The organism is Shewanella piezotolerans WP3, from assembly GCF_000014885.1.
In the GTDB taxonomy this organism is placed as follows: Bacteria; Pseudomonadota; Gammaproteobacteria; order Enterobacterales; family Shewanellaceae; genus Shewanella; species Shewanella piezotolerans.
In genome coordinates, this window is the sequence record NC_011566.1 from 490,942 (window position 1) to 517,166 (window position 26,225).

The 26,225-nt window shown below is 43.4% G+C and carries 21 protein-coding genes and 3 pseudogenes; 20 read left to right on the top strand and 4 right to left on the bottom strand.

Annotated features, from left to right (window positions below):
• Positions 1-12: 12 nt before the first annotated feature.
• A pseudogene (locus tag SWP_RS02165) lies at positions 13-525 on the top strand (RHS repeat-associated core domain-containing protein); the annotation flags it as partial.
• 293 nt (positions 526-818) lie between these two features.
• A complete protein-coding gene (locus SWP_RS02175) occupies positions 819-1,310 on the top strand; it encodes a hypothetical protein (protein ID WP_044555579.1) in 492 nt (163 codons plus the stop codon).
• 142 nt (positions 1,311-1,452) lie between these two features.
• Here the strand turns inward: SWP_RS02175 and SWP_RS02180 are convergent, their stop codons facing one another.
• From SWP_RS02180 to priA, 4 genes are all read right to left on the bottom strand, one after another.
• Positions 1,453-2,628 (bottom strand): hypothetical protein, encoded by a 1,176-nt coding sequence (locus SWP_RS02180; protein WP_020910684.1) that lies wholly within the window; start codon positions 2,626-2,628, stop codon positions 1,453-1,455.
• A gap of 480 nt (positions 2,629-3,108) precedes the next feature.
• On the bottom strand, positions 3,109-3,678 hold the full coding sequence (locus tag SWP_RS02185) for an SPOR domain-containing protein (RefSeq protein WP_020910685.1): 570 nt from the start codon (positions 3,676-3,678) through the stop codon (positions 3,109-3,111).
• Between the two features lie 10 nt (positions 3,679-3,688).
• Positions 3,689-5,434, bottom strand: coding sequence for an arginine--tRNA ligase (argS, locus tag SWP_RS02190; RefSeq protein ID WP_020910686.1), 1,746 nt, complete (start codon positions 5,432-5,434; stop codon positions 3,689-3,691).
• A 125-nt stretch (positions 5,435-5,559) separates the two neighbouring features.
• Positions 5,560-7,755: a primosomal protein N' gene (priA, locus tag SWP_RS02195; protein WP_020910687.1), complete on the bottom strand. Its 2,196-nt coding sequence runs from the start codon at positions 7,753-7,755 to the stop codon at positions 5,560-5,562.
• A gap of 103 nt (positions 7,756-7,858) precedes the next feature.
• Between priA and SWP_RS02200 the strand changes: the two genes are divergently transcribed.
• From SWP_RS02200 to SWP_RS24700, 18 genes and pseudogenes are all read left to right on the top strand, one after another.
• Positions 7,859-8,599 carry a FimV/HubP family polar landmark protein gene (locus tag SWP_RS02200; protein ID WP_020910688.1) on the top strand — a complete coding sequence of 247 codons (741 nt, stop codon included), beginning with the start codon at positions 7,859-7,861 and terminating at the stop codon, positions 8,597-8,599.
• A 179-nt stretch (positions 8,600-8,778) separates the two neighbouring features.
• Positions 8,779-8,991: a 50S ribosomal protein L31 gene (gene rpmE / locus SWP_RS02205; RefSeq protein WP_044555581.1), complete on the top strand. Its 213-nt coding sequence runs from the start codon at positions 8,779-8,781 to the stop codon at positions 8,989-8,991.
• A 1,066-nt stretch (positions 8,992-10,057) separates the two neighbouring features.
• A pseudogene (locus tag SWP_RS24805) lies at positions 10,058-10,378 on the top strand (thermonuclease family protein); the annotation flags it as partial.
• A 333-nt stretch (positions 10,379-10,711) separates the two neighbouring features.
• Positions 10,712-11,962 (top strand): malic enzyme-like NAD(P)-binding protein, encoded by a 1,251-nt coding sequence (locus SWP_RS02215; protein WP_020910693.1) that lies wholly within the window; start codon positions 10,712-10,714, stop codon positions 11,960-11,962.
• A 425-nt stretch (positions 11,963-12,387) separates the two neighbouring features.
• Complete coding sequence (gene csrD, locus SWP_RS02220) at positions 12,388-14,304, top strand: RNase E specificity factor CsrD (protein WP_020910695.1); 1,917 nt, start codon at positions 12,388-12,390, stop codon at positions 14,302-14,304.
• Between the two features lie 213 nt (positions 14,305-14,517).
• Complete coding sequence (locus tag SWP_RS02225) at positions 14,518-15,396, top strand: type IV pilus biogenesis protein PilM (protein ID WP_020910696.1); 879 nt, start codon at positions 14,518-14,520, stop codon at positions 15,394-15,396.
• Positions 15,396-16,007 carry a PilN domain-containing protein gene (locus tag SWP_RS02230; RefSeq protein WP_020910697.1) on the top strand — a complete coding sequence of 204 codons (612 nt, stop codon included), beginning with the start codon at positions 15,396-15,398 and terminating at the stop codon, positions 16,005-16,007. The genes SWP_RS02225 and SWP_RS02230 overlap by 1 nt, the downstream gene beginning before the upstream one ends.
• Entirely contained in the window at positions 16,004-16,660 is a 657-nt protein-coding gene (locus SWP_RS02235; RefSeq protein ID WP_020910698.1) for a type IV pilus inner membrane component PilO, read from the top strand. Before SWP_RS02230 ends, SWP_RS02235 begins: the two co-directional genes overlap by 4 nt.
• The gene (locus tag SWP_RS02240) at positions 16,641-16,976 is read left to right on the top strand and encodes a hypothetical protein (protein ID WP_020910699.1); all 336 of its coding nucleotides are present in this window, start codon (positions 16,641-16,643) and stop codon (positions 16,974-16,976) included. The genes SWP_RS02235 and SWP_RS02240 overlap by 20 nt, the downstream gene beginning before the upstream one ends.
• 4 nt (positions 16,977-16,980) lie before the next feature.
• Complete coding sequence (mshL, locus tag SWP_RS02245; protein ID WP_020910700.1) at positions 16,981-18,657, top strand: pilus (MSHA type) biogenesis protein MshL; 1,677 nt, start codon at positions 16,981-16,983, stop codon at positions 18,655-18,657.
• A gap of 2 nt (positions 18,658-18,659) precedes the next feature.
• Positions 18,660-19,568, top strand: a complete 909-nt coding sequence (locus SWP_RS02250) for an ExeA family protein (RefSeq protein ID WP_020910701.1) — start codon at positions 18,660-18,662, stop codon at positions 19,566-19,568.
• Positions 19,565-20,782, top strand: a complete 1,218-nt coding sequence (locus SWP_RS02255) for a tetratricopeptide repeat protein (RefSeq protein ID WP_020910702.1) — start codon at positions 19,565-19,567, stop codon at positions 20,780-20,782. Before SWP_RS02250 ends, SWP_RS02255 begins: the two co-directional genes overlap by 4 nt.
• Positions 20,782-22,518, top strand: a complete 1,737-nt coding sequence (locus SWP_RS02260) for a GspE/PulE family protein (RefSeq protein WP_044555582.1) — start codon at positions 20,782-20,784, stop codon at positions 22,516-22,518. Before SWP_RS02255 ends, SWP_RS02260 begins: the two co-directional genes overlap by 1 nt.
• On the top strand, positions 22,518-23,738 hold the full coding sequence (locus SWP_RS02265) for a type II secretion system F family protein (RefSeq protein ID WP_020910704.1): 1,221 nt from the start codon (positions 22,518-22,520) through the stop codon (positions 23,736-23,738). Before SWP_RS02260 ends, SWP_RS02265 begins: the two co-directional genes overlap by 1 nt.
• A 129-nt stretch (positions 23,739-23,867) precedes the next feature.
• The gene (locus SWP_RS02270) at positions 23,868-24,245 is read left to right on the top strand and encodes a hypothetical protein (protein WP_228371100.1); all 378 of its coding nucleotides are present in this window, start codon (positions 23,868-23,870) and stop codon (positions 24,243-24,245) included.
• 77 nt (positions 24,246-24,322) lie between these two features.
• Positions 24,323-24,931 (top strand): type II secretion system protein, encoded by a 609-nt coding sequence (locus SWP_RS02275; RefSeq protein ID WP_020910706.1) that lies wholly within the window; start codon positions 24,323-24,325, stop codon positions 24,929-24,931.
• A 77-nt stretch (positions 24,932-25,008) separates the two neighbouring features.
• Positions 25,009-25,536, top strand: a complete 528-nt coding sequence (locus tag SWP_RS02280; protein WP_044556230.1) for a type II secretion system protein — start codon at positions 25,009-25,011, stop codon at positions 25,534-25,536.
• A gap of 26 nt (positions 25,537-25,562) precedes the next feature.
• Positions 25,563-26,085: pseudogene (locus SWP_RS24700) on the top strand (type II secretion system protein).
• Positions 26,086-26,225: the final 140 nt, after the last annotated feature.

The following is a 26,225-nucleotide window of genomic DNA, read 5'->3' on the forward strand; positions in this document are numbered from 1 at the left end:
TACTATGATAGCGAGAAGGACAGCTGGCAAAATGGCTTTAGGGATTACGATGCCAAAACCGCCAGGTATCTGCAGAGTGACCCGATAGGTTTGGCGGGAGGGATGAATACTTATATCTATGTGGGAGGCAATCCATTGAGTTACTTTGACCCTCTGGGTTTGGCGAGGTGCTCATGCTCAAAGAAAGGAGTTCAAGTCGAGTCTTTTACGACAGAACCATTAACTCAGACTGAAGTAAACCACATTAACACCAGTAACGCGCGAGCAATGACGACTGTCGGTATAGTTTTTAATGTTGGCTCTTGGTTTTTTCCTGCAACAAGATTATCAAAAGCCTTGGGTATAGGAACGGGTACTCTTATTGGGGCAACAGGTTATGTCGATGGCGTAACACTAGGGCAATACCGAACTACAGAAATGTATAAAACAGTTGATGGGAACGGCTATATTACTGTCAATACGATATATAATGGCAATGGTTCTGTAGAGTCTGTTTCAACAACATCTATATGTAGTGAAATGTGAAAATCATGAGTAATTATAAAATTATACTTCATAAACTTTTTACCGTTCTTTCTGTAAGCTTCGGATGGTATTTAGCTAAATACCACGATGGTTTAGGAATAATACTAGGACTAGGGTTATGGCTAATTATTTTTCTGGTATTTGAACGAATGGTAAAAATTGAAAAGCGGTCTGATGTAGATAATAAAAAAAGATAGTAGGAAAGAAAGTGGGAGGGGCTCAATTTTATATTTGTTCCTTTTTGATTTCGACCTCTATTTTAATCTTGTACACGACGCAAGGAACAATAAGTAATGAAAGTCAAGAAGGTGTTAGTGATGATACTCCTTGTGCTATTTGGTCATATCACCCTTCAGCATTATTCAGAGTGGCATCTTAAGGCCAACTCAAACGGTATGGTATATACATTGCTAAATGTTACTTATATCCCAAGTGATTATAAAAATGTTGTTTGGAAAGGTATGTTAACTAAAGGTGTGATAGCTAATATTGAAATAAGTCACAAGTATAGAGGGAGTTATAATATTTATATTTCAGGTGATATGGTGAAGGATAAAAACTTGCAATATAGCGTTGAAATTAACTGTGATTCAGGTGAATCATATGTTTTTTATTCAGAAAGTTCATCGGTCACGGATTTATTTAGAAAGGATAATAATGAGATTCTATTAGGTAGTTACGAAGTTGATGTAGGAAGTGGGTTTAGAAGTTGTTCAATTTTATATACCCCAACTAACTTCAATAGCCAAGCTTTCATCAGTGTGGTGAAGAAAACTCATTGGTAAACTAGTTGATGAAAACCAGTACAGGAATGTTTTTATGCTTGTTCTGTTTTTGAATATATCAATCGGTTAGCTATCTGATGTGGTATGGCAAGCTAAAAACCTCGCCTTTGACCGTGAAGTATTTATCGATAACATCGGCGATTTAACTTGGGGGTATTTTGTTAGTCTTGCTTATCTGCTCCACCTTTAACCGAGTGATAAGCGCTGCCCTTTGTTGCTCTAGTTTATCGAGGGTCATTTGGTGAGCGTTAAATGAAGGCATACCAGTACAGAGGATGTATTTTCCAAGCGGGTTGTAGATATAGCGAGTTATACCGTCGATAGATAATCCCGTATCGCAGTCAGTTTGTATGCCTGAGTTAGTTAAAATCGCGGCATAACGGTTAGCGGTATCTTGGTCATGCATAAAAGGGTGTAACAAAGAGGTGACCACCTTCGTCATTGTATCTATGGCGCTATCATCGACTAGAGTCGTATTGGTGAGTTTGGTGAAATAACGCCATTCGCCCAACTTAGCCTTATCTAGTGATAATACATTAGCTGTCAATGGTTTAGTCCAGCTAATTGGCAACACTTGGCTAGTTTGCTCTACTCTCTGCTGTCCCAAAATGACTTCACCCAGTTTCATGTTGATAGATATTGCACTAGCACTGACCATTTTGTTGATCAATATGTGGGTGTTTAAAGATAACCTTTGCCAAAAAAGCATATCTTGCTCGATGGCATCAGCGATAAACTGTGCTGATGTGCTATCGATATTTTGGTAAGCATCAAGCAAGTAGAGCTTTTGTGCCAGCAACAACTCTTTAAATGGCATCGCACTTATATCTGCAGTGAAAGAAGGGCTGTCATGCCAACTGCTCATTTTCAGTAACTGTTGGTAGCGATTGATTCGCCAACGGTTGTTAGATAAGAGGGTTGTAAGATGAGTGTTTTTCCTGAGATTAGCGCTACAGGCATCCACAAAATTATCTTCTGCTAAACAGTTTTCAAGTGGTAAATTAGGCAGAGCGTATTGCTGTGTTTTATCGACATTTGAAACATCTTCATTTTGTAGATTATGCAGAGATTGGAGTCCAACAGCTATTGGTGACTTATCTTTAGCGGAGTCAAAGCCCAGAGCAAAAATATAAGCATTGTCATTGTGGCTTTTAGCAAGGCTGCTATCGATTTGTGCTATTTGAGCTAGATAACGCAGCGACTGCTCAGAAGGCGCCGCGTCGCGTATATTAATAAGCAATAAGATAAGGTACAAAGCAATCGGGGCTAGTATGATTGTTAATAAAGCCCATTTTAGTGTAAGTAAGAGGTGGCGCATGAACTAGCCTTTTAGTCATTGCTTTGTTTAGATAATGCAGTTTACCTGAATTATTGTGAAGTAGAAGTAGGGTTTGGCAATCGCACTAAAAGCACAGTGTTCTATGGCATGGGTAGTTTATTAAGGGCTGATGATTACTGCAGACTCATACCAATTGCATTAAGTATTTGACCAGTTCAGAGCCCCCTCAGTCTTTTCATTTCAAAGCGCTTTGGTAAAGAAATGGTCATTCCCTTTTAAGACAATGCAAAGCAGAAGTGGAAAGACTGAGGTGCTCACGAAGTGCGGGTTTCAAAACGTTGTATGCTTCATTATAGGATTTGGATATAGAATAACTATTAGCTCAAATCCCACTACTTGCCTACAGCATTTTGAATTCCCGCTGAATGGTCAAACTTTTAATGCAATTGGTATCATTTATTAAAGATATAAAAAAGCGCTGCATGAGCAGCGCTTTAGAATAGCGGATAGGTTTCGAGGTTAACCTTCCCAGAACCAAATTTGGCAGCCGTTAGTACCAGAGTTTTGCAGCACGTGACGTTGTCTTTCTGCATCACGTTTCTTGTCATAAGGACCAAGAACGACCTTATACCAAATACCACTAGTGCCTTTAACTTTGCGAACTTGCGCTTCTAATCCTTGGAAGGCGATCATCGCTTTAAGTTGATTAGCCTGAGACTCTTTTCTAAACGAACCACACTGCATCTGGTAAGGACGCTTAGGTTTGTCTGATACTTCGGGCAGATCCACTTCTACCTTTTTATTCTCAAGCTCTTCAAGATAGGTCCACTCCTCCTCAGGAGCTGGCGGTAGCGCGTTTGGATCTTTTTTAATAACGGCTTTTTTAGGCTTTTCTACCACCACCGGCGTAGTGACTGTGTCGTCAGTATCGCTCAGCAGCCATAAAAGATAACCAAAGCCCGCTAGACCTAAAAGAGTAATGATAAATACTAATACAGGGAAGCGCTTAGGCGGATTCCCTTTTGACCCACGCTTTTTGGCATTGCCTTTGCGCGTGGGTTTACGGTTTGCGTAGTCACGACTGGTCATGGTGTTACGATTACATCCGCTCTAAGGTTTCTAGTCCTAGCAAGTTAAGCCCTTGCTTAAGTGTTTTAGCTGTTAGTTGAGCGAGTAGTAAGCGGCTCTTCTTCTGCGCTTCGGTGTCAGCAGCCAATACTGGGCAAGCTTCGTAGAAGCTTGAGAATGCACCCGCGAGTTCAAACAGATAAGCACATAATGCATGCGGCTGTCCTTTATTCACAACACGGTTCATCACTTCACCAAACTGGGCTAACTTGGTACCAAGATCTTTCTCTTTTTCATGCTCAAGCACGATTTTAGCATCGCTTAAGTCAACATCTTGTGCGCGCTTGAAAATACCAGCAACACGGGTGTAAGCATAAAGTAGGTATGGTGCTGTGTTACCTTCAAAGCTGAGCATCTGCTCAAAGCTGAAGATATAATCGCTAGTACGGTTTTTAGATAGATCGGCATATTTCACCGACGCAATACCTACCACGCGCGCAATCTCAGCAAGCTCAGCCTCATCCATATCAGGATTCTTGCTGCGAACTAACTCAAGTGCTCGAGTATCAGCTTCTTTAAGCAGATCGATAAGTTTAACTACCCCGCCAGAGCGAGTTTTAAATGGACGACCGTCTTCGCCATTCATGGTGCCAAAGCCCATATGTTCAAAGCTCATCTCTTCACGGACAAACTTAGCCGTTTTAGCCAGTTTAAAGACTTGTTGGAAATGCAGTGCTTGACGTAGATCGACAAAATACAGCGCTCTATCCGCTTTTAATACGTTTGAACGGTAACGCATTGCTGCCATATCGCTGGTGGCATATAGGTAGCCGCCATCTGCTTTTTGGATAATAACAGGTAGAGGCTCGCCCTCTTTATTCTTGAACTCTTCTTGAAAGACAACTTTTGCGCCATTGCTTTCCGATAGCAGACCTTGGCTATCTAAGTCAGCAACTACCTGCTCTAAGTCATCGTTGTACGAACTTTCGCCGCGCACATCTTGGCGAGTTAGACTTACCCCTAAACGCTCATAGATCTCATGGCAATGGCTGAGCGAGATATCGTTAAACTCACGCCATAGTTTGTTGCAGTATTCATCGCCAGATTGCAATGCAACCACAAGCTTACGGGCGCGGTTGGCAAAATCTTCTGATTCGTCGAAACGAACCTTAGCGGCGCGGTAGAAGTTTTCTAGATCTGAAAGCTCGATTTGTGCTTGTTCGCCATTGGCTGCACGTAGCTCTTCCATGTAAGCCAGTAGCATGCCGAACTGAGTACCCCAGTCACCCACATGGTTTTGGCGAATAACATTGTGGCCCATAAACTCAAGCGAACGTACTACGCTGTCACCGATAATAGTCGAGCGTAAATGACCAACATGCATCTCTTTAGCTAGGTTTGGCGACGAGTAGTCAACTACCACAGTTTGCGATTCTGGTAAAGTTACGCCTAAATGGTCACTATTTAGCGCATCCATTAATTGATTGGCGAGTGCGTTATCATCGATAAAGAAGTTGATGAAACCTGGGCCTGCAATCTCTACCTTTTCTACATGGCTAGATTGAGGCAGGTTATCGATGATCAGCTGAGCGATTTCACGCGGGTTCTTGCGAGCAGCTTTGGTTAGCATCATTGCCAAGTTAGTCGCAAAATCACCGTGACTCTTATCTTTGGTTCGGTCTACTTGAATGCGGGCTTCAAAATCAGCAGGAACAACACCTTGTTGTTTAAGGGCATTTAACGATTCAGCGAGTAAAGATTGAGTATGTGATTTCATTGGCGTTTAATCGGCACTTACAAGTAGTGAAAAATAATAGGAGTAACCGACTATTTTAGCCGCTTGTGGCACCTAATTACTATCCTCTAGCGAACTTTTTCTGCTTTAGTTTAAATAAACTCGATTTAAAGTAGATCTTGTGGATCACGATCTAGGCTCCAGCGACACTTTTTAGCCAACGCTAGTTGCTCAATTTGTGGCAATGCTTGCTCAAAGGCTTGTTGCAGTTGGTTGCGATTCTTAGTTTGAAACAACAGCTGGCGGCGGTACTTGCCCGCTTTTCTGTCAAGTGGCGCTGGCATTGGGCCAATCACTTCACACTCATCGTTTTGTGGCAGTAGCGCGCCTATCTGACTGAGCAGGGCATCAGCATCGGATGCTTGATGGGCTTCGGCGCGGATAAGGATCATGTGCCAGGCGGGTGGCAGTAATGCTTGTTTTCGCTCATTGAGCTGATTACGTGAAAACTCACCGTAGCCTTTATGCATCAACTCGCGCAGCATAGCGTTATCGCTTTGGTGGGTTTGCAGTAATACTGTGCCCGGTTTGTTTGCACGGCCAGCACGACCTGATACTTGAGTATAAAGCTGACCAAAACGCTCAGGTGCTCTAAAATCGGCACTAAAAAGCGCACCATCAACATCAAGAAGCCCTACCAGAGTTACATCTGGAAAATGATGCCCTTTAGCGAGCATTTGGGTGCCGACTAGAATTTTGTATTCACCTTTATGAATCGCGTTGAGGTGGCTCTCCAATGAACCTTTATTACGGGTGGTGTCGCGATCAATTCTAACTACAGGGTGATTAGGGAACTCTTTTTCAAGAAAGCTTGCGAGTTGCTCAGTGCCAACACCTTGGCCAGCGAGCATAGTGCTACCACATTGATGGCACTGCTTAGGAATAGCGTATTGATTGCTACAGTGGTGACAACGGATCTCTCCCAAAGCTTGATGCACAGTAAAGAAGGCATCACAACGATCGCACTCATGCAGGTGGCCGCATTCATGACAAATTAACGCTGGAGCAAATCCACGGCGATTAAGAAACAATATGACTTGGTTGCCAGCGTCGAGATGAATACGCATCTCATTAAGCAGTGCGTGGGACATGCCTGAACGTAGTGGCTGATTGCGAATATCGACAATCCCTTGGCGCACTTTTTCTGCATTACCTGCGCGCTTACCCAATTGCAGATGCTGGTAACGACCATTAAGCGCATTTTGCAAGGTCTCAAGTGATGGTGTTGCTGTGCCTAACAGTACCGGGATATCCTCTAGGTGACCGCGCATAACGGCCAGATCGCGAGCGTGATAACCCACGCCCTCCTGCTGCTTAAAGCTTGAGTCATGCTCTTCATCTAAAATTATCACCCCTGGGTGCGCCATTGGGGTGAATAGTGCTGAGCGTGTACCTATGATGATGGCTGCTTCGCCTGTTTTGGCATGACGCCATGCATCTAGCCTTTGGTTATCGGTCAAGCCAGAATGAATGACGGCGACTTTGACATTAAAGCGGCGTCTAAAGCGGTTAATCGTCTGTGGGGTTAAACCAATCTCAGGCACCAGCACGAGTGCTTGCTTTCCCTGCTTAAGGATGGTTTCAAGCAGCGCCAAATAAACCTCAGTTTTGCCTGAGCCTGTCACCCCTTCAAGTAGGGTGCAGTGATAATTTGACTGTTGGGTCAATGTCGCAACAGCGATGGCTTGCTCTGGATTCAGCCTGTGTGGCTCCTCAGTCATCTCAAGCTCGGTTCGCCAGCTTAGATCAACAGTCCCGGTGCGTGACTTCTTTACTATCCAGCCCTTGTCTTCGAGCGCCTTTAGCGCTGCTTTACTCAGTTCTAACGTTATTATTTCGTGTTGCTCTAACTCTCGTTCAATTAGAGTATTAAACAGCTTTCGTTGAGCGGGGGCGCGGTTAAGTTGATTGACATCAGCCTCACGGCCAGCATCAGTTAAACTCCAGTAGCCTACAGTTGCCGCTTTGGCTTCGGCGCCCTTTCTAAGAGCGACAGGTATCGCTTGTGATAACATTTGCCCAAGGCTACAGAAGTAATATCTTGCAGCCCAAGCCGTTAGTTTATAGAGTGAATCAGGTAACAGTGGCGCATCGTCTAAAATGCTAATCAGCGGCTTTATTTGTTTTGGGGTTAAGTTACAGCTATCTGTTACAGCAGTGATAAGACCAATCAATTGCTGACGACCAAATGGCACTTGGACTCGCATGCCTTTTTGAGGCGCGATGTTGATATGGTCTGGTACTTGGTAGCTAAAGGTTTGCCGCATTGGAACGGGCAGTGCGACCTCAACAAACAAAGGCATAAAACTCTATTTCGATAGGAGATAAGCGGTTAGTGTACCGAGGGGAGTCAGTCAGAGCTAGTCAGATTTAACTAATTATGTGGATTCAATGCTAGGAAAGGGAATGATGAAAAAAATAATAATATTAGCATTCGTGACGTTAGCGCTATTTAGCACGACGGTTATTGCAGAAGTTTCTCATGTCAGTATCAATCAAAGGCTGTTTGAGTTGGGCGGTTACCCTAAGCTAAAGATCAATATTGTTTCTAGCCATAAAAACCCTAATAAAGTGCAATACTTTTTGCGCCAATCAGTTGGTGAAGAACGTCTGGTGGCCAAACCTCTTAACCAGTTCTCGGTCCTGATTAGCGGTGTTGAGGATGTGGTTGATAGTGAAGCGGTACTGGTGGTGAAAGAGCATCGTATAAACCGCTGGCGAGAAGTGAGTGTGCTCAGCATATTTGGCGGTGAGAGTGCGAATAGCCAAGCGGTTGAGGAGGTTGCAAGTAAACCTATGCCAGCTAAAACTCAGCAGCCAGTTAAGGATAGTAAAGAGATTATCAGCACTCGAACAGCAAGCACTGCGACTGTTAAAGTGAAAATAAAAGAGAACTGTACTATTGGCTTTAATGGCAGTGAAACACTATGGCGCATCGGTTTACGTCAGTCTAACGTGTGGGGCGTCAGTACGTACGGCGCAATGCTGGCCATTTTTGATGCCAACCCGAGAGCATTTAGAAAAGATAGCATTAACGGCTTAAGAGCGGATGCAAAACTACAATGTCCGTCTCAGGCTATATTGGATAAGTATGGTGATGCGATTGCAGCTAAAGAGCTTTATGATTCGATGGATCAACCTTTATAATGCAAGAGCTTTCGTAAGTTAATAGCGTGACGCAGGCGACTTGGAGTTTTATTTACAGGTCGCTTGAATCTCAGGGGCAGTTACTGTATCATCCTGCGCCCTAAACTATCTATTAACTGCATGTGGTGTCCGACTTCGGGTTGGAAGAGCGACATGGCCTTAAACTTGAGGTAATTCCAATGAAAGCAGGCATTCATCCTGATTATGCAGAAATCACTGCAACTTGTACTTGTGGTAACGTTATCAAAATTAACTCTACTGTAGGTAAAGACTTACATTTAGACGTTTGTGGTTCATGTCACCCATTCTACACTGGTACCCAGAAAGTTATGGATACTGGCGGACGTATCGATAAGTTCAACAAGCGCTTTGGTGCACTTGGTAAGAAGTAATCTTACTTCTACATTGAATTTTAAAAAGGCGCCTATTGGCGCCTTTTTGCTATTCTGAGTTTAGCGACTTTGAGGGAAGGTCATTAAATGCTCCTTGGTAACTGCTCCTGCGTTATAGCAATTGCATTAAAAGTTTGACCATTCAGTGGGAATTCAAAACGCTGTAGGTAAATAGTGGGGTTTGAACTAATAGTTATTATGCATTCAAGTTCATTAACGCAGCATCAAAGCCGCTAAAACTCGCCTGTAAGGAGTGTTTTTGGCTTCCTACTTCGGCAATGAATAAACTCATAAGGGAATAACCATTGTGTCATTATTCACTTTGGATTAGCCCGCCTTAAATGACTTCGCTAAAGATACTCTGAGTAGATCAACTTCTTATACTGATTGGTATTACTATAAAGGCACTTGATGGGATTAAATAAGCTTGCCTTTAGTTTGTAACTGCTTCTTGTTGCTCCACAGTTAAAATCGAGTCAGTGCATTCCTTGGCACTTCGACGAATCAGTGTCACTCGGTTACGTTAATGATGGCGATACACTAACCTTACAAGGTCGTGCATCGTTTGGCGTCGATAGGTCTGAAATAGATTTCAAGTCTAGCGCATCATCACAGCCCTATACCCATACCACTTGAAAATGCTTGTTTCAGAGGTGTTGTGCTAGTTCAATGCTAGGCGCGTTAACGTGGAAATGGTTATTCCCTTTTAAGTTGCCGCAACAACGAAGTGGGCTTGCACAACCCCTTCTTCGATGGGCGTTTCTTATATAAAAGCATGGGCTTTACTCTGTGTTATTGATTTTACCAAGGCAGCGACCATTAGCTGCAATCAATGCCTCGCCTAGATGGCCTAGTATGTTCCTGACATGCTCAAGGCATTCCCTCCATCCCTGGAGGTCAGATGTAGGTGCTTAGGTTCAGCATGGAGCAATGAACCTGTGATTAAAGCCCATTAAACCCCCACTGAATCCTGCATTTTCAGGTCGGATGGGTATATGCTCTTGAAACTAAATCGTTTCTACATAGTTACCTCTAGCCTAGGCCAACACTCAAACTTGATCCATTCGGCCGTACACTTGCCTATGTATACACTGAGGCAGGAGAACATCTGCAGGAGTTGCTGTTTGCTAATGGTTTTGCGAAATCAAAGGTGTTTCAAAATGACATGCTTTGGCACTGTTTAGCTAATATTAAAACTGTTGCACGGTGTAATACTATCGGCCTATGGCAATATCAAGACTATAAAGTCCGCTCGATAGAAACTCTTTCAAGGGAGGATAGCCATCATTGGTTAGAGGTCAGAGGTGTTGTGACGGGCTATGAAAGAAAAGCTCAGTTTTTTGAGCTTGTAATCGATGAAAAGTTAGTTTTGGTGGTAGCTAAGTAAGATATTGGTAAGTTTGGCAACATTTTACTCCTGAAACTGCTACAAACCCCCGTTTTGTCACGAAGCTGGGTGTATTTTTATTACAGTAAGTGGCGACTAAATGGTGCCCATCCATCACAGATAACCGTTGAAAAAGACAGTTTGAAATAATATATAGCGATAAAGTTAAAATTTTGGCAGATCTTATTTGAAATGCTTCTATATTCGAGTATCTTAGCGGCTATCAGTATACGATTTTATTTAGGTTTACATTTTAAAGACCTTAACCTAAACAAACGTTTTGCTGTCGACCTTTCGCTTTGGATAATATTAGTCGCACTCAGGATTAGAAAAATGGCAGATCTTCGTCAACAAGCCCTCGATTATCATGAATTACCCGTACCAGGTAAAACAGCAGTTTGCCTTACAAAACCCGCTGAAACGAGCATGGACCTAGCACTAGCGTACAGCCCCGGTGTTGCAGAGCCTGTTCGTGAAATTGCAGCAAACCCTGAAAATGCATATCGTTATACAGGCAAAGGTAATACCGTTGCCGTGATCTCTAATGGTACTGCTATTCTTGGTCTTGGTAATCTAGGTCCACTGGCATCTAAGCCTGTGATGGAAGGTAAAGCGTTATTGTTTAAACATTTTGCCAATATTGACGCGACTGATATTGAAGTTAAACATAGAACTTCAGAAGAATTTATTAATACTGTTGAGGCAATTGCTGACACATTCGGCGGTATTAACCTAGAAGATATTAAAGCACCCGAGTGCTTTGAAATAGAAAAAGCGTTGATTGAGCGTTGTAACGTTCCGGTCTTTCATGATGACCAACATGGCACTGCAATTGTCACTGCCGCTGGCATGATCAATGCGTTAGAGATCCAAGGTAAGTCGATTGAAGAAGCGGTATTTGTTTGTATGGGGGCTGGCGCTGCCGCTATCGCCTGTATGACGATGATCGTTAAATGTGGCGCACAACGCGAAAATATCTACATGCTAGATAGAAAAGGCGTTATCCACACTCGTCGCGAAGACATTAATGAGTATAAAGCGCTGTTCGCTAATAATACCGATAAGCGCACACTGCAAGATGTTATTAAAGGGGCTGATGCGTTCTTAGGTTTATCTGGCCCTGATGTGCTGGGGGCTGAAGATGTTGCTTTGATGGCTGAGAAACCAGTCATTTTCGCTTGCTCAAATCCAGATCCAGAAATTAGACCTGAAATCGCTCATGAGACTCGTAAAGACTTAATTATGGGTACAGGTCGTAGTGACTACCCTAACCAAGTTAACAACGTATTGTGCTTTCCATTCATTTTCCGTGGCGCATTAGATGTGCGCGCATCAAAAATTAATGATGAGATGAAAATTGCTGCAGTGCATGCGATTGCAAGCTTAGCGAAAGAAGCGGTTCCTGCTTCAGTACTTGCCGCATACCCTGATGTGAGCTCATTAGAGTTTGGTGCGGACTACGTTATTCCTAAGCCAATGGATCCGCGTTTATTGCCAAATGTGGCTAAAGCAGTAGCGCTTGCGGCTATTGAGTCTGGTGTAGCAAATATTACAACGCTACCAGTTGGTTACATGGAATCATAATTACATCATTGTTGATTTGATTGAAAAAGGGGCTTCGGTCCCTTTTTTATTTTCTAGCGTTTTATTTTGCCTTTTATCTGCCGCTGTTTAATAATCGCTAATAGTTAGCTATAGCGTTTAATTGTTAATATAAAAATAATACCAATCAGTATAAAGATTTGATCGCTCAGCGAGAGTTTAGCTGCTTTGAGGTAAGACAATGAATGAAGAACATAGTTATTCTACGTTCAAGTTCATTAACGCAGCATCAGAACCGCTAAAACTCGCCTGTAGGAGTGTTTGGGCTTGCTACTTCTGCGTTGAATAAACTCATAAGGGAACAACCATTATGTCATTTATCCGCCTTGAATTAGCGTGCCAAAAACGCTCTGAGTAGATCAACTTCTTATACAGATTGCTATAAGATCCTGCAGGAAGCGGACAGAATGATACTCACTCGAATTCTTACCAAGAAACTCACTAGCTTTTGGCTTATGTCCCTAGCAGGCGTCGCCTTTATCTGTTTTATCACTGCTATGTTTAGTTTTTTCCAGCTGACCTATGCATTTCAGCAACAAAAAGTCTCTGAACTTGAAAACATGTTGCAACAGCAATTTGCGGTAAATATCGCGCCTGAAGAGCGCTGGGAACTTAATAATTGGTTACCGCCCTTATTGCATGCTTATCAGGCTGAGTCATTTGTGCTTAGCAAAGATAAGGTGACACTGTTTGAATATCAGCAGGATAATGCACAGCAAGCGGGTGTGGGATACAGCAGTGAACTGGAATATGGCTTAAAGATGGAACTGGTGTTACCTCAACCGTTTAATAAGCATGAAGTCAGCGCTTACGAGTGGATGATTCTTGTGGTTGGATGTATTGCTGTGATGCTGTTTGTTCGGTTTGGTTTTAGATGGTTTTCAGAGCAACTCAACGGCATTGAAGATTTGGCTCAACGGGCGAATCTGATCTTAACTGGTCAGCGTGATAAAGCACTGGCTGAGAAAGGGCATGGTAGGCCTAGGATGATAAACCGTGCTATGACACAGTTACTGCTTGAGCTTTATGAAGCGCATAAAGAGCGTGCGAGATTCGATCAGTTTATTCGCTCGAATACTTTCTTAGATGCCGAGACGGGTATTGGTAACCGTCTGTTTCTGAAAAATCGCTTAGATGCGCTAAGTAATAGCAGCGGTATGATGACGCCAGGTGTTTTGTATCTATTTGAGATGGAAGATCTAGATCTGTTAAGTCGAGACATAGGTGAGCAAGAGCTCAATGAAATGCTGTCTCAAATTATTGCTACCATCAACCAAATCCTAGTGAGTAAAGCGAACACTATCTTCTCACGTCGCTCCAACAATCAGTTTGCCGTTGTGGTGCCACAAATCTCACAAAAAGAGGCGGACCAACTGGCGGCTAAATTGCTGAAAGCAAGCTTAAGCCGAATTGATAGCCTGATTGATACTCCAGATGATTTCCTGCATTTAGGCGGAGCTTATTTTGAAGTTGGCGATGATAAGGATGCTTTAGTTGAAGAGGCTGAGCAGGCATTACGTTCAGCGCAGTTTCAGGGTGGTAGTAGCTGGTTTATGTACGACAAAGGCGCCGTTGATGGTGACTTATCAAAAGGCTCTGTGCGTTGGCGCAGCTTTTTAGAAAACGTATTGGTAAGTAAGAGAGTCTTCTTGTTTTCTCAACCCGTAGTCGACAGTGATCTAAATGCACATCACCAAGAGGTCTCATGTCGTCTACGTGATACCCAAGGTAATTTGGTCCGTGCAACGCTATTTTTACCTATGGCAATAAAGTGTGGTTTAACGCCTCAAATTGAGAGACAAGTTATTGAGACTGTGTTGTTTGATCTATTGCCTAAACAAAATGACACCAGCCTGAAGTACAGCATTAACCTAAGTTTGGATACATTGACTAGTCGTGCATTTATACGTTGGTTGAAAACTACTTTATTAGAATACAGGCACTTAGCTCCGCGGATTATTTTTGAAGTCAATGAGGATATCTTGGTGCACAATCAAGAGGTATTAACTGACCCCCTGGATATGATCAACAAGATGGGCGCTGGAGTCTGTGTTGACCGTGTTGGGCAGCAAGTTGTAAGCACTGAATATTTACAGCACTATCCTATATCATTGATTAAATTACATCGCTCTATTGTCAGTCAAATACACTTACGTGCAGAAAACCAATTGTTTGTTCGAAGCTTAATAGCGGGTCTGTTTCGTACTGACGTTCAAGTTTGTGCTGAAGGAGTTGAAGTTTTTGAAGAGTGGCAAACATTGCAGATTTTAGGTGTGAGTGCCGGACAAGGCAGTTTTTTTAGTGAGCCTGTAGAAGAAGTCTAGCTGTATATAATTCATACAGGTGTTTGGCTTTACGGGTATTATGGATGTTTTTCTATAATATTCAGCTATTAGTGGTTACACTAATGACATAAGAAGACTATTGTTCTAACCTCAATAAGTGCTCCTGACAAACTAATAATAAAGTCGTTCTCAGAATTCGACACAATTTAATTTTTTTTCGGTAAAAATTGACAGTATTTAAGGCATGGATGAATGGAAGATAGCTTGCTAAGCAAACTTCAGTTTTGGAAGAAATCTGCTCCGACCATAAAGTTAGGGTTGTATGTTTGTGTTGACAAAATATACGCATATCAAAGTAGTACCGATACTTCTCCCGAACAATATTCTAGTTTCAGTTTTAAAGAATTTGACTGGAAAGATGCTTTCGAACAGCTAGTCAAAGCTCTGGGACCCGCACAAGTTCAAATGGTGTTATCCGTCGATTTTTATCAGCTTATACAAGTCGATAAACCGAATGTTGAACCAGAAGAGATGAGTGCCGCACTACTTTGGTCGGTAAAAGACCTCGTTAGCCAACCTGTCAGCAATATCCATCTTGATTATTTTGAGTCATCTAAACAAACCACCAATAAAGTCAGTGTTGTCGTTGCAGAAAAATCAAAATTAACCAGTCTTCTAACGGCAGCGAAAGCCAGTGGCATTCAAACATGCGGCGTAACAATTGAAGAGATGGCGATAACCAATCTGTTTAATGACAGCCAAGCTCGGTTGCTGTTGAGCCATCGCGCAGGTAGAGAACTTCTGCTTGCCGTGGTGAAAAATGGTGAGCTATATATGCAACGAAGAGTGAGAGGCTTTTTGCAGCTTGATACCATAGCGGCAGAAGATTTAGCCTTTGGCTTGGCTGATAATTTGAGCCTAGAGATCCAACGCTCAATGGATTTCTTTGAAAGCCAGTTGCGCGAAGCGCCTGTGGCCTCTATTGATTTGTTAATGATAGGGGCTCGTGACCAACTTGCAGCTTTAGTGAGTGAAAACTTCAATCAAAGCGTAACGCCTTACCAAGCTGAATCCGTCGATGCGGTCTTTTCGCAGATGGCGTTAGCTGAATTTTCTAGGGGCGAATCATAATGAAATTAAGAGTTAACCTCTACTCAGAGTCATTATTTCCAACAGAGTTACGCTTATCTTTTTTGCGGTTAAACCAAGTGCTAGCTGGTCTGGTTATAGCGCTACTGCTAGGTAGTGCTATTGCTTACGGAGTTGTTTCTAGTCTTGAGTCTGAAAAGAATGAGTTACAACATGCTAAAGCGTTATTGGATGAGCAAAAAGTTGAGCTTGAAGATGAAATTGCCAAAAGGAAGCCAAGTGCTACTTTAGTTGCTGAAGTCGAATTAAAAGCGCAACAGCTTGAGCTTAAACAGATGTTAATCGGCAAGCTGAGCCAGCAAGAGGAGCTAACCAGTTATGGCTATTCGCCATTAATGACTGATTTGGCCAGCGTGGCAGATCGCAGTATTTGGCTTAACCGTATACAAGTAAAAGAAAATCGTTACATTTTTGAAGGGTATACCTCGAATCCACAAAGTGTCCCGAACTGGATTGAACGATTGAAAACCACCACCACCCTCAAAGGGCATGCATTTGCCTCGATGACGATGAGCTTAGGTGAAGATCAGCCGTTAGCATTTAAATTAACCAGCGATACTATGGAAGCCATCACGTCGGAGGTTAAAAAATGAAACAGTATTGGACTGATCTAGCCGCCAAATTTGATCTGCTTAGTCAACGTGAAAGAGTATTAGTCGCTGCTGCGGTATTAATTGTAGTAGGAATGATTTTATATCTACCTTTAGAATCTTTATTGACCAAACATACCCAATTAAAGCAACAGATAGCGTCGCTTAAGAATGAGAACAATATCTCAGAGCAGCAGATCGCTCTCTATCAGCAAAGTTTAGCCACCGATCCGGACACTGAATATCGCCAGCGGTTAGCCAATATCATTCAACAGACCAAACAAATTGATGAACAGTTGTCTTTTGAGATGGTTGATATGGTGCCAGCTGACCATATGCCGACTTTGCTTGCAGGGCTTCTTTCCAATGTTAAAGGCATTAAATTAAAAGCATTTACCTCTATTGCACCTACGCCATTGTTAGAGGTGGGTGAAGAGAAGAAGATGAATTTATATAGTCACGGTATAAAACTTGAATTTACCGGTGATTATTTTTCAGTATTACGTTTTGTTGAAGCTGTAGAAAACATGCCGAATAAACTCTATTGGCGTAGCATGGACTACAAAGTTGATGCTTATCCGAAAGCAGCTATCACACTAGAGCTTTATACCCTAAGCATAAATAAGGACTTTATTAGTGTCGCTAAAACCAATTAGTCACTCGTTACTTTTCCTTGTTGTGAGTGGAATGTGCTTTAGTCTCAACGCCGCTAGTTTGCGTGACCCAACGCTGCCTGGCGCTGGGTCGACTTCAACAACTTCTGCAACAGTGAAAGTTGATAAAACATTAACGCTTAATAGTGTCGTCATCAAGCACAGTGGCGCTTTTGCAGTGATAAATAATGAAATATATAAGAAGGGCCAACGAGTACAAGGTGTTAAAATTGTGCAGATTGGCAAGGATACTGTGTCGTTAGCGGATGGCCGTAAATTGACAATATTTAAAGCGATTACAGAGATTAAGGGACAATAACCAGATGCGCTCAATATACTACATAACCCCTTTAATGACTTTGCTGCTGGTGGCCTGTCAGACTGTTGACCGACCGAACCCTGTTGAGTCAAAACAGGCGATAGCAGAGTCTTTGGCGACCGCAGAAAGTGCCGCCTTAGCACCGCCTCCAGCGGTATTGCCTGACGAAGTGCAACGAGAGCTAGCTTCAAATAGCTTGCTGGCTGGTTTTGCTCCGGCTAAAAGAACTGAACGTCGATTTGATGTGTCGGCCCATGATGTTGAGGCTAAGGTTTTCTTCCCGAGTTTAGTGCAAGGTACGCCACTAAGTGTTGCTGTGCATCCCGATGTGTCTGGACAAATATCGCTTTCTTTAAAAGGCGTAACACTTAACGAAGCTTTGCAAGTCGTTGAAGATATTTATGGTTACGAAGTTAGCCGGGAAAACCGCATTTTACGGATCTATCCTGCGGGAATGCGTACTGAAACCTTCTCTCTCAATTACTTATATATGGAGCGCCAAGGCCTATCGTTAACGTCAGTTAATTCTGGACGCATCTCAGACAATAACAATAGCTCAAGTGGCAGTAATAATAGCAACAATAACGGTAACAGTAATAACTCGAATAGCAACTCTAACAGTGATTCAAGTTCAAACAGTGAAAGTAGTGAGCAAACTAACGGTACCTTTATCCGTTCTAAGACTAAATCTGATTTTTGGGGCGAGCTAAAAGAAACACTTGTCTCAATCGTTGGTGATAGCGGTGGTGGTCGTCAAGTGGTGGTTACTCCCCAAGCAGGGCTCGTGACTATTCGCGCTTATCCAAATGAGATAAGACAGGTGCGTAACTTCATAAAAACCGCTGAGAGTCATTTACAGCGCCAAGTTATTTTGGAAGCGAAAGTACTAGAAGTCACGCTTTCAGACGGATATCAGCAAGGAATTCATTGGGAGAGCGTATTAGGTCATGCTGGTAGCACTGACATTACGTTTGGTACCAGTCCAACCACAGGCTTAAGTGACCAAATCACTAGCGTATTAGGTGGCGTAACTTCTATCCAGCTTAAAGGTTCAGACTTTAGTACCATGATTAGCTTGCTTGATACGCAGGGTGACGTCGATGTACTGTCTAGCCCACGAGTTACAGCCTCGAATAACCAAAAAGCCGTAATTAAAGTCGGTACTGATGAGTATTTCGTTACTGATGTCTCTTCAACGACAGTTGCAGGCACTACGCCTGTGACTACGCCTGAGGTTGAGCTCACCCCATTTTTCTCTGGTATTGCACTTGATGTAACCCCGCAAATTGATGCCGAAGGTAATGTGTTGTTGCACATCCACCCATCAGTGATTGATATCAAAGAGCAGACAAAAACCATTAAAATCTCAGATAGCACCTTAGAGCTGCCATTAGCACAGAGCGAAATTCGCGAATCAGATACTGTGATTAAAGCTGCAAGTGGCGACGTTGTTGTGATTGGTGGCTTGATGAAGAGCGAAAATATTGAGTTGGTGTCAAAGGTGCCGCTGTTGGGCGATATTCCATATTTAGGTGAGGCATTTACTAACCGAGCCAATTCTACCGTTAAAACAGAGCTAGTTATCTTGCTTAAACCTGTGGTTGTTGGTGCCGACACTTGGGAGACTGAGCTTAAGCGCTCTCAAGAGCTGCTTGACCGTTGGTATCCTGAGGAGGAATAGGCTTGTATCTGCAGCACTTTCGGTTAACTGAAACGCCATTTTCATTGACGCCGAATACGGAATTTTTCTTCGGTTTAGCACCGCATGTGGAAGCCTTACAAGTGCTGCAAACAGCGTTGCAAACCGGAGAGGGGTTTATCAAGGTGACGGGAGAAGTCGGCACCGGTAAAACGTTAATTTGTAGAAAGCTTATCAACGAACTACCTGAGCGGTTTCATTGTGCTTATCTGCCTAATCCATATTTAACGCCCGATGAGCTTCGCTGGGCGGTGGCAATGGAGCTAGGACTTAAACATTCCGCTCAAATAGGTCAACAGCAACTCACCGGATTGATTCAGCAGCAGTTAATGGCGCTCAGTGCACATGGGCATTCCATTATTTTGGTGTTAGATGAAGCACAAGCATTGCCCGATGACAGTTTAGAAGCGCTACGATTATTCACTAACTTAGAAACAGAGAGCCGGAAGCTGTTACAAGTGGTGCTGTTTGCTCAGCCAGAGCTAGATGAAAGATTGGCACAGAACAAATTTAGGCAATTAAGGCAGCGGATCACCTTTAGTTACAGTTTGCGCCCGCTCACTTTAGAGGAATCATCGGCGTACATTCAGCATCGCCTGCAAGTTGCGGGAAGTGAAGGTGAGGCTTTATTTACCCCTTTGGATTCGAAACGTTTAGCGAAAGCTGCGCGAGGGATCCCAAGGTTAATTAATATTCTGTGCCATAAAGCATTACTGGTTTGCTTTGGAGAGGGTGCGGTTAAAATTTCGAAACAGCACGTTGATGCCGCTATCGCTGATACTGAAGATGCTACAGTATCCAAGGTTTCTTTGTTTGTTTGGATGTTAGCGATAGGCGCAATTATTTGCATGATATCCGCTGTTATTTATTGGCTAAAAGGAGGCGTTGCATGAGTGTCATCAACAAAATGCTCAAAGACTTAGACAAACGACAACAGCCTCACGGTATTGAAAGCATGGCTGAGCCACAAAGTGCAGTCATGCCGCAGCAACAGTCAAAGCGTCCATTGGTGTTTGCTTGTTCATTATCATTGTTACTTGGTGGTTTAGTTGTTTATTTCATTATGGAAACGGCTTCGAATGAAATCGCTATTCGCGATAGCGTGGCGCAGAAGAGTCATGTCGAACAGCAGCCAATTAAGCCAAAGCAAGATGTTGCCCTTAGTCAAGAGGTGAGTATTGATAGCGCCAGTATGGCTAATGCTAGCGTTGCACCACCTGCGGATGTTGTCGATACTCTTACTGTAAAAGTGCCAAAGAACGAGGTGGCGAAAGAAGCTAAGAGTAAGCCTGCCTCTACAAATATCGAGTTAACTAAAGTGGCGGTAGAGGAAGTAGATGCTCCAGCTGAACAGCCTGCAGAAGTGCTTAATAGCAAAGTCGATATTGTCGCGGCAAAAACACCAAGCCAAAGAGAGACAAAGCAGATAGCTAAAAAGCCCGTTAGCTCAATGAGTATTGCGCCTGCCAAACAGGGAAATCAAGATAGGTACTCCGGCAGCAATATGGCGGTTAAAGAGGTGAAGTTAACCCCACGGCAGCTAGCGCAAAAACAGATGATTTTGGCTAACGACGCTCAGCAGCAAGGCTTACACGGCGATGCATTAACTTACTATAAAGCGGCTTTGTCCTATAACCCTGCACTTCATCAGGCGAGGAGACAAGCTGCAGCACTATATTATGGTCAAAATAAGCTCTCTGAGGCTGCTCAGTTATTGAAACAGGGACAATTGTTATTCCCACAAGAGTATGAATATTCACTACTGCTTGCTCGAGTGCAGCAATCTGCAGGACAGAATAAGCAGGCATTGAGCAGTTTAGCGCAGATCCCTGATACCAGTCCGCTCGCGGTTAAAAAGTGGCATCAGCAGAGCGATTTGGCTCAAAAAGAGCAGAATTTTCCGGTAGCAGAACAGAGTTTTAGGCAGCTTGCTAAAAATGAGCCTAGCCAAGGACGTTGGTGGATGGGACTCGGTTATGCACTTGATGCACAAAAGAATTATACCGAGGCTAAAAATGCCTACAATCAAGCCTTGGCACAAGGGAACCTGTCATCGCAAGCACAAGCTTATGTCGATAATCGATTGGTGCAGTTAGGAGCATACTAGTGAAACCTAAGTTAAAAATGCGGCTCGGTGATCTGCTCGTTCAAGAGCACATCATTACTGACGATCAGCTCAGTCAAGCGCTTAGTGAACAGCGAAACTCGGGTAAGAAGCTTGGGCGTACGCTAATCGATCTCTCTTGCATCACTGAAGAGCAGTTGCTGAAGTTTTTGTCACAGCAACTTAATATCCCTTTCTTAGATATCAGCAAGCGCTCTATCTCTCCCGCTGTTGTTGGATTGTTGCCAGAGGTACAGGCACGTCGATATCGTGCATTAGTGGTTGAAGATCAGGGTGAGTCAGCCCTAGTCGCTATGAGTGATCCAGCCGATCTACAAGCGATGGACACCTTAGAAGGTTTGTTAGCTCCGAAGCGAATTAACATTGCAGTTGTCACAGAAAATCAGTTGCTTGATGCTTTTGATAACCTCTATCGCCGTACTGAAGAGATTGCAGAAATAGCGGGTAAGTTAGAAGAGGAATATGCCGCTGATGAGCTATTTGACCTTGCCAACCTAACTGATGCCGACAGTGATAACGAAACAACCGTAGTTAAGTTATTGCAGTCGATATTTGAAGATGCCGTGCAGATGCGTGCCTCGGATATCCATATCGAACCTGGTGAAAACGCCTTAAGGATCCGCCAACGTATTGATGGGCAGTTGCACGAAAATGTATTGCCTGAGGTCAATATTGCTGCAGCATTAGTGCTACGTTTGAAACTGATGGCTGGGCTTGATATCTCTGAAAAACGTTTGCCGCAAGATGGTCGTTTTCATATGGAGATTAAAGGACATAAGATTGATGTGCGTATGTCTACCATGCCAATTTATCATGGTGAGTCAGTCGTTATGCGTCTTTTGGATCAATCAGCAGGCTTATTAACGCTGAATGAGACTGGTATGCCACCCGAGATGTTGGCGCGGATCAGAAGGCAGATTAAGCGTCCTCATGGTATGTTGCTGGTTACAGGACCAACAGGTAGTGGTAAAACCACCACCTTGTATGGCGTATTAAGTGAGCTAAACACTGCTGACAGAAAAATTATCACCGTAGAAGATCCAGTCGAGTATCAGCTACCGCGCATTAATCAGGTGCAAGTTAATCACAAAATAGGCCTAGATTTCTCTAACGTACTGAGAACTACCTTGCGTCAAGATCCCGATATTATCATGGTGGGTGAGATGCGAGATCAAGAGACTGTCGAGATTGGTCTGCGTGGTGCATTAACCGGTCACTTTGTACTGTCAACTCTGCATACCAATGATGCGGTAACCAGTGCATTAAGACTATTAGATATGGGCGCTGCGGCTTATCTTGTCGCCAGTGCGCTTAGAGTGATTATCGCTCAGCGCTTGGTGCGTCGGGTATGTCAAAACTGTGCCAACCCCTACACACTTAGCGCACAAGACAAAGTCTGGTTGTCTACCGTTAGCAAGCTAGATTTCTCTAACGCGACCTTTAGGACTGGCTCAGGTTGTCAAAGCTGTAATGGCAGTGGTTACCGTGGTCGAATCGGGGTGTTTGAGATCTTAGAGCTCGACGAGCCGATGATTGAAGCGATGCGTTCAGGCAACCCGCAAGAGTTTACTAACGCCGCTTATAATAGCCCTAATTTTACCCCGTTAGCAGACTCTGCCCTAGACTATCTTGCCCAAGGGATGACAACCATTGAAGAGGTTGCCAAGTTGGTTGAAGATGTTAGTGATGACACGCTCGTGATAGGTGAGGGAGCATAATGCCAAGTTATCAGTATCGTGGACGCAGCGCACAAGGAGAGCAGGTGACTGGCCAGTTAGATGCTAGCTCAGAAAGCGTCGCGGCTGACCAACTGATGTCCCGTGGTGTGATCCCGCTTGAGTTGTCGCTTGCCAAAGAGGTAAAGCAGTTTTCGCTCAAGTCACTGTTTAAGGGCAAAGTTGCACTCGATGAGTTACAGATTTTTACTCGGCAGATGTACTCACTGACTCGCTCGGGTATTCCGATATTGAGAGCAATTGCAGGTCTTTCTGAAACCACTCATTCGCAGCGGATGAAAGATGCTTTGAATGATATTTCTGAGCAGCTAACATCGGGTAGGCCATTGTCCTCAGCGATGAACCAGCATCCTGATGTATTTGATGCACTTTTTGTATCTATGATCCACGTGGGCGAAAACACTGGTAAGTTAGAAGATGCCTTTATTCAGCTATCAGGTTATATCGAGCGCGAACAAGAGACGCGCAGACGTATAAAAGCTGCCATGCGTTACCCCATATTTGTACTGATTGCCATCGCGATAGCCATGGTGATCCTCAATATTATGGTGATCCCTAAGTTTGCCGAGATGTTCTCACGCTTTGGCGCTGACCTGCCGTGGGCAACTAAATTACTGATTAACACGTCCAGCGTGTTCGTTAATTACTGGCCAGTAATGATCGTGGTGCTAGTTGCATCCTTTGTTGGTATTAGATATTGGCACAGTACGGAAAAGGGTGAGCGACAATGGGATCGCTGGAAGCTGAATATTCCTGCTGTCGGCAGTATTATTGAGCGCTCGACCTTATCTCGTTATTGCCGCAGTTTTTCTATGATGCTCAGTGCCGGCGTTCCTATGACCCAAGCGCTTAGCCTAGTGGCCGATGCGGTTGATAACGCCTATATGCATGACAGCATAGTCGCTATGAGGCGCGGCATCGAGTCGGGTGATTCAATGCTGCGGGTTCATAATAGCAGTCAATTATTCACGCCGCTGGTACTACAGATGGTCGCGGTAGGCGAAGAGACAGGTCAAATAGATCAGTTACTTAATGACGCGGCAGATTTTTATGAAGGTGAAGTCGATTATGACCTTAAGAATTTAACTGCAAAGCTTGAGCCGATACTGATTGGCTTCGTAGCCTGTATTGTATTGGTACTTGCATTAGGCATTTACCTGCCGATGTGGGATATGCTCAATGTTGTAAAGGGCAGCAACTAATGAAGACTGCGAGTAGTACAGGTGCTTAGTCAACAAAAGGCTGATAATGAGCTATTAACGCTTTTGGGCAAGATTTTTGCGTTAATTATACTATTGTTAGTATTATCTTATTTAGCGTTTGGTTATTTTGTGAGCATACAACAAGTAGGCCAACAAAATATTCAGGTTGTTCACAATCGACTACTAAATACCTTAGGTGTTATTCGCTCGCAATGGTTGATTAGAGGTAAGCCCTCATCGCTTAAATTGGACTGGCGCAGTGAGCCTGAGGGTGAAGTTGAGGCAACCGGTTTCGTGGCTATGACTGAGGGCGGCTGGCCTATACCTAATGAAGCAAGTGTTGCGGGTTGTCGAGAATTGATTGACGAGTTGTTGGGAGCTGGTTATTCGCAACAAATTGTCACTCGATTCAATTCGAGTTCAGGAGTGTGCCGTTATATTGGCGAGTCAGGCGGAAGTATTAGCTATCAAACGGGCTCTGGGCGAGTCATATTTTTGACGCGATGATAGTGAATAGTGAAATTATCTATTTTCTATTTTTAACAAACTGATAGAATAAGCATATAACAAAACGGGGATTTAAAATGATTAGACAGTACCAGAAGGGTTTCTCCCTTATCGAATTAGTGATTGTGATTGTAATTTTGGGTCTGCTGGCAGCAACAGCAATCCCACGTTTTTTGAATGTAACTGAAGAAGCTGAAGATGCCAGTGTTGATGGCGTGTCAGGTGGTTTGGCGACTGCAGTGAGCTTTGTGCGTTCACAGTGGGAAGTTGATGGACGTCGTAATGATAGCGTAGTACTCGACGGTGCTCGTATTGAGTTAGACACTAGTTTCGGTTTTCCTACAGGAACGGCTGGTAACAATAATGCGACAAACATGAATGTTGCACGTTGTAGCGAAGTGTTCAATAACGTATTGCAAAACGCTCCTCGTAATGTGCAGCTGACTCAAGATGCTAGAGGAATGCGCTATACCGTGAGTGTTGAAGATGGCGAAGGCGGTACTGTTATCGATTTGGACGGTAATGATGTTTCTGGTGTCGATCTTTGTGTTTATCATTTAGTTGAATCTTTACAGCTAGACGATTCAACAGGTGTACCGACTGGTTCTCCAGATAAAGATACTAATGGCGCAAAGGGCGTTACGTATAACCCTGGCAACGGTCAGGTTCAAAGCTTTATCAACTAATTTTTTGTAGCTGATGCGTGGTTTAGATTAAGAGCTTCCATCAGCTGTAACTCGTATTTTGAGGAATGAACATGAATATTCAAAAGCAAAATGGTTTTACCCTAATTGAATTAGTGGTGGTGATTATTATTCTTGGTATTTTGGCAGTTACCGCCGCGCCTAAGTTTATTAACCTGCAAGGTGACGCGCGAGCTTCTACGCTTCAAGGCATGAAAGGTTCGATCCAAAGTGCTAATTCATTGGTGTTCGCTAAAGCGGCTATTAATGGTAAAGAGACTTTGGCTACAGCTGATTGGGCTGCAGATGCTGATGATGGTGTTGATATTGGAACCGGTACTCCAGCTGTTACAAACTTCGGATATCTTCAAGGTCTTCAAGCTGAGCTTGAAAATGCTATGGATGTAACATTTAATATTGGTACTTCTGCGACAAGCAATATACTAACTACAGATAATAATGCTGACTGGACTATTTTCGTCGATACTGGTGTAGCCACTATTTGGCAAGCTGATGCACCTGCAACTTGTCGTTTTACCTACACTCAATCTGCGGCCGAAGGCGCTTTGCCAACTTACTCTGATATGCCAGAAGCGACAGATTGCTAATTTTAATCATCAGTGGATATTGATAAATGAACAAACAGAATGGTTTTACGCTAATTGAATTAGTGGTGGTTATTATTATTTTGGGTATTCTTGCGGTAACCGCAGCACCTAAATTTATTAATTTGCAAGGTGATGCTCGAGTATCAACTTTGCAGGGAATGAAGGCAGCTATCCAAGGGCAGCAACTCGCTTGTCTATTCAAAATCTGCAATAGCTGGTGTAGAGAGTCAAGATGATACGACTGTTAATATTGGAACTGGAACGGCAGCTAATGTTTCTTACGGGTACTTACAAGCAACCGAAGATGACTTGGAAAATGCGTTAGACGTTGTATTTGCTGCAACCGGAGCTGATTGGATTGTCGATGCAACTACTGCAAGGGTTGCTGGTGTTCCAGCTACTCCTACAGATGCGACTCCAGGAACGATTACCGTCCGACAGAGTGGCGCTCCTACTACTTGTGTTTTAACTTATTCAGAGGCCGTTAACGGAACTTCGAGCCCAACATTTAGTGATATTCCTGATGCAAATGCATTGCTAAATAGATGAGCTATATAGAGAGGCCTGCTAAGCAGGCCTTTTTTATATCTAATACCACAACTTACTCGTTTTATTTGCCATACTTATTAAACTGTTAGACACTGTTCAATAAGTGTCTCTGGTATTAGCGCCTCTAATATTCGAGCCGT

What these genes read in the sequence shown, in the direction of transcription:
- SWP_RS02175 (WP_044555579.1), top strand. Translation starts at nt 819, where the DNA reads ATGAAAGTCAAGAAGGTGTTAGTGATGATACTCCTTGTGCTATTTGGT.
- SWP_RS02180 (WP_020910684.1), bottom strand. Translation starts at nt 2,628, where the DNA reads ATGCGCCACCTCTTACTTACACTAAAATGGGCTTTATTAACAATCATA.
- SWP_RS02185 (WP_020910685.1), bottom strand. Translation starts at nt 3,678, where the DNA reads ATGACCAGTCGTGACTACGCAAACCGTAAACCCACGCGCAAAGGCAAT.
- argS (WP_020910686.1), bottom strand. Translation starts at nt 5,434, where the DNA reads ATGAAATCACATACTCAATCTTTACTCGCTGAATCGTTAAATGCCCTT.
- priA (WP_020910687.1), bottom strand. Translation starts at nt 7,755, where the DNA reads ATGCCTTTGTTTGTTGAGGTCGCACTGCCCGTTCCAATGCGGCAAACC.
- SWP_RS02200 (WP_020910688.1), top strand. Translation starts at nt 7,859, where the DNA reads ATGATGAAAAAAATAATAATATTAGCATTCGTGACGTTAGCGCTATTT.
- rpmE (WP_044555581.1), top strand. Translation starts at nt 8,779, where the DNA reads ATGAAAGCAGGCATTCATCCTGATTATGCAGAAATCACTGCAACTTGT.
- SWP_RS02215 (WP_020910693.1), top strand. Translation starts at nt 10,712, where the DNA reads ATGGCAGATCTTCGTCAACAAGCCCTCGATTATCATGAATTACCCGTA.
- csrD (WP_020910695.1), top strand. Translation starts at nt 12,388, where the DNA reads ATGATACTCACTCGAATTCTTACCAAGAAACTCACTAGCTTTTGGCTT.
- SWP_RS02225 (WP_020910696.1), top strand. Translation starts at nt 14,518, where the DNA reads ATGGAAGATAGCTTGCTAAGCAAACTTCAGTTTTGGAAGAAATCTGCT.
- SWP_RS02230 (WP_020910697.1), top strand. Translation starts at nt 15,396, where the DNA reads ATGAAATTAAGAGTTAACCTCTACTCAGAGTCATTATTTCCAACAGAG.
- SWP_RS02235 (WP_020910698.1), top strand. Translation starts at nt 16,004, where the DNA reads ATGAAACAGTATTGGACTGATCTAGCCGCCAAATTTGATCTGCTTAGT.
- mshL (WP_020910700.1), top strand. Translation starts at nt 16,981, where the DNA reads ATGCGCTCAATATACTACATAACCCCTTTAATGACTTTGCTGCTGGTG.
- SWP_RS02255 (WP_020910702.1), top strand. Translation starts at nt 19,565, where the DNA reads ATGAGTGTCATCAACAAAATGCTCAAAGACTTAGACAAACGACAACAG.
- SWP_RS02265 (WP_020910704.1), top strand. Translation starts at nt 22,518, where the DNA reads ATGCCAAGTTATCAGTATCGTGGACGCAGCGCACAAGGAGAGCAGGTG.
- SWP_RS02275 (WP_020910706.1), top strand. Translation starts at nt 24,323, where the DNA reads ATGATTAGACAGTACCAGAAGGGTTTCTCCCTTATCGAATTAGTGATT.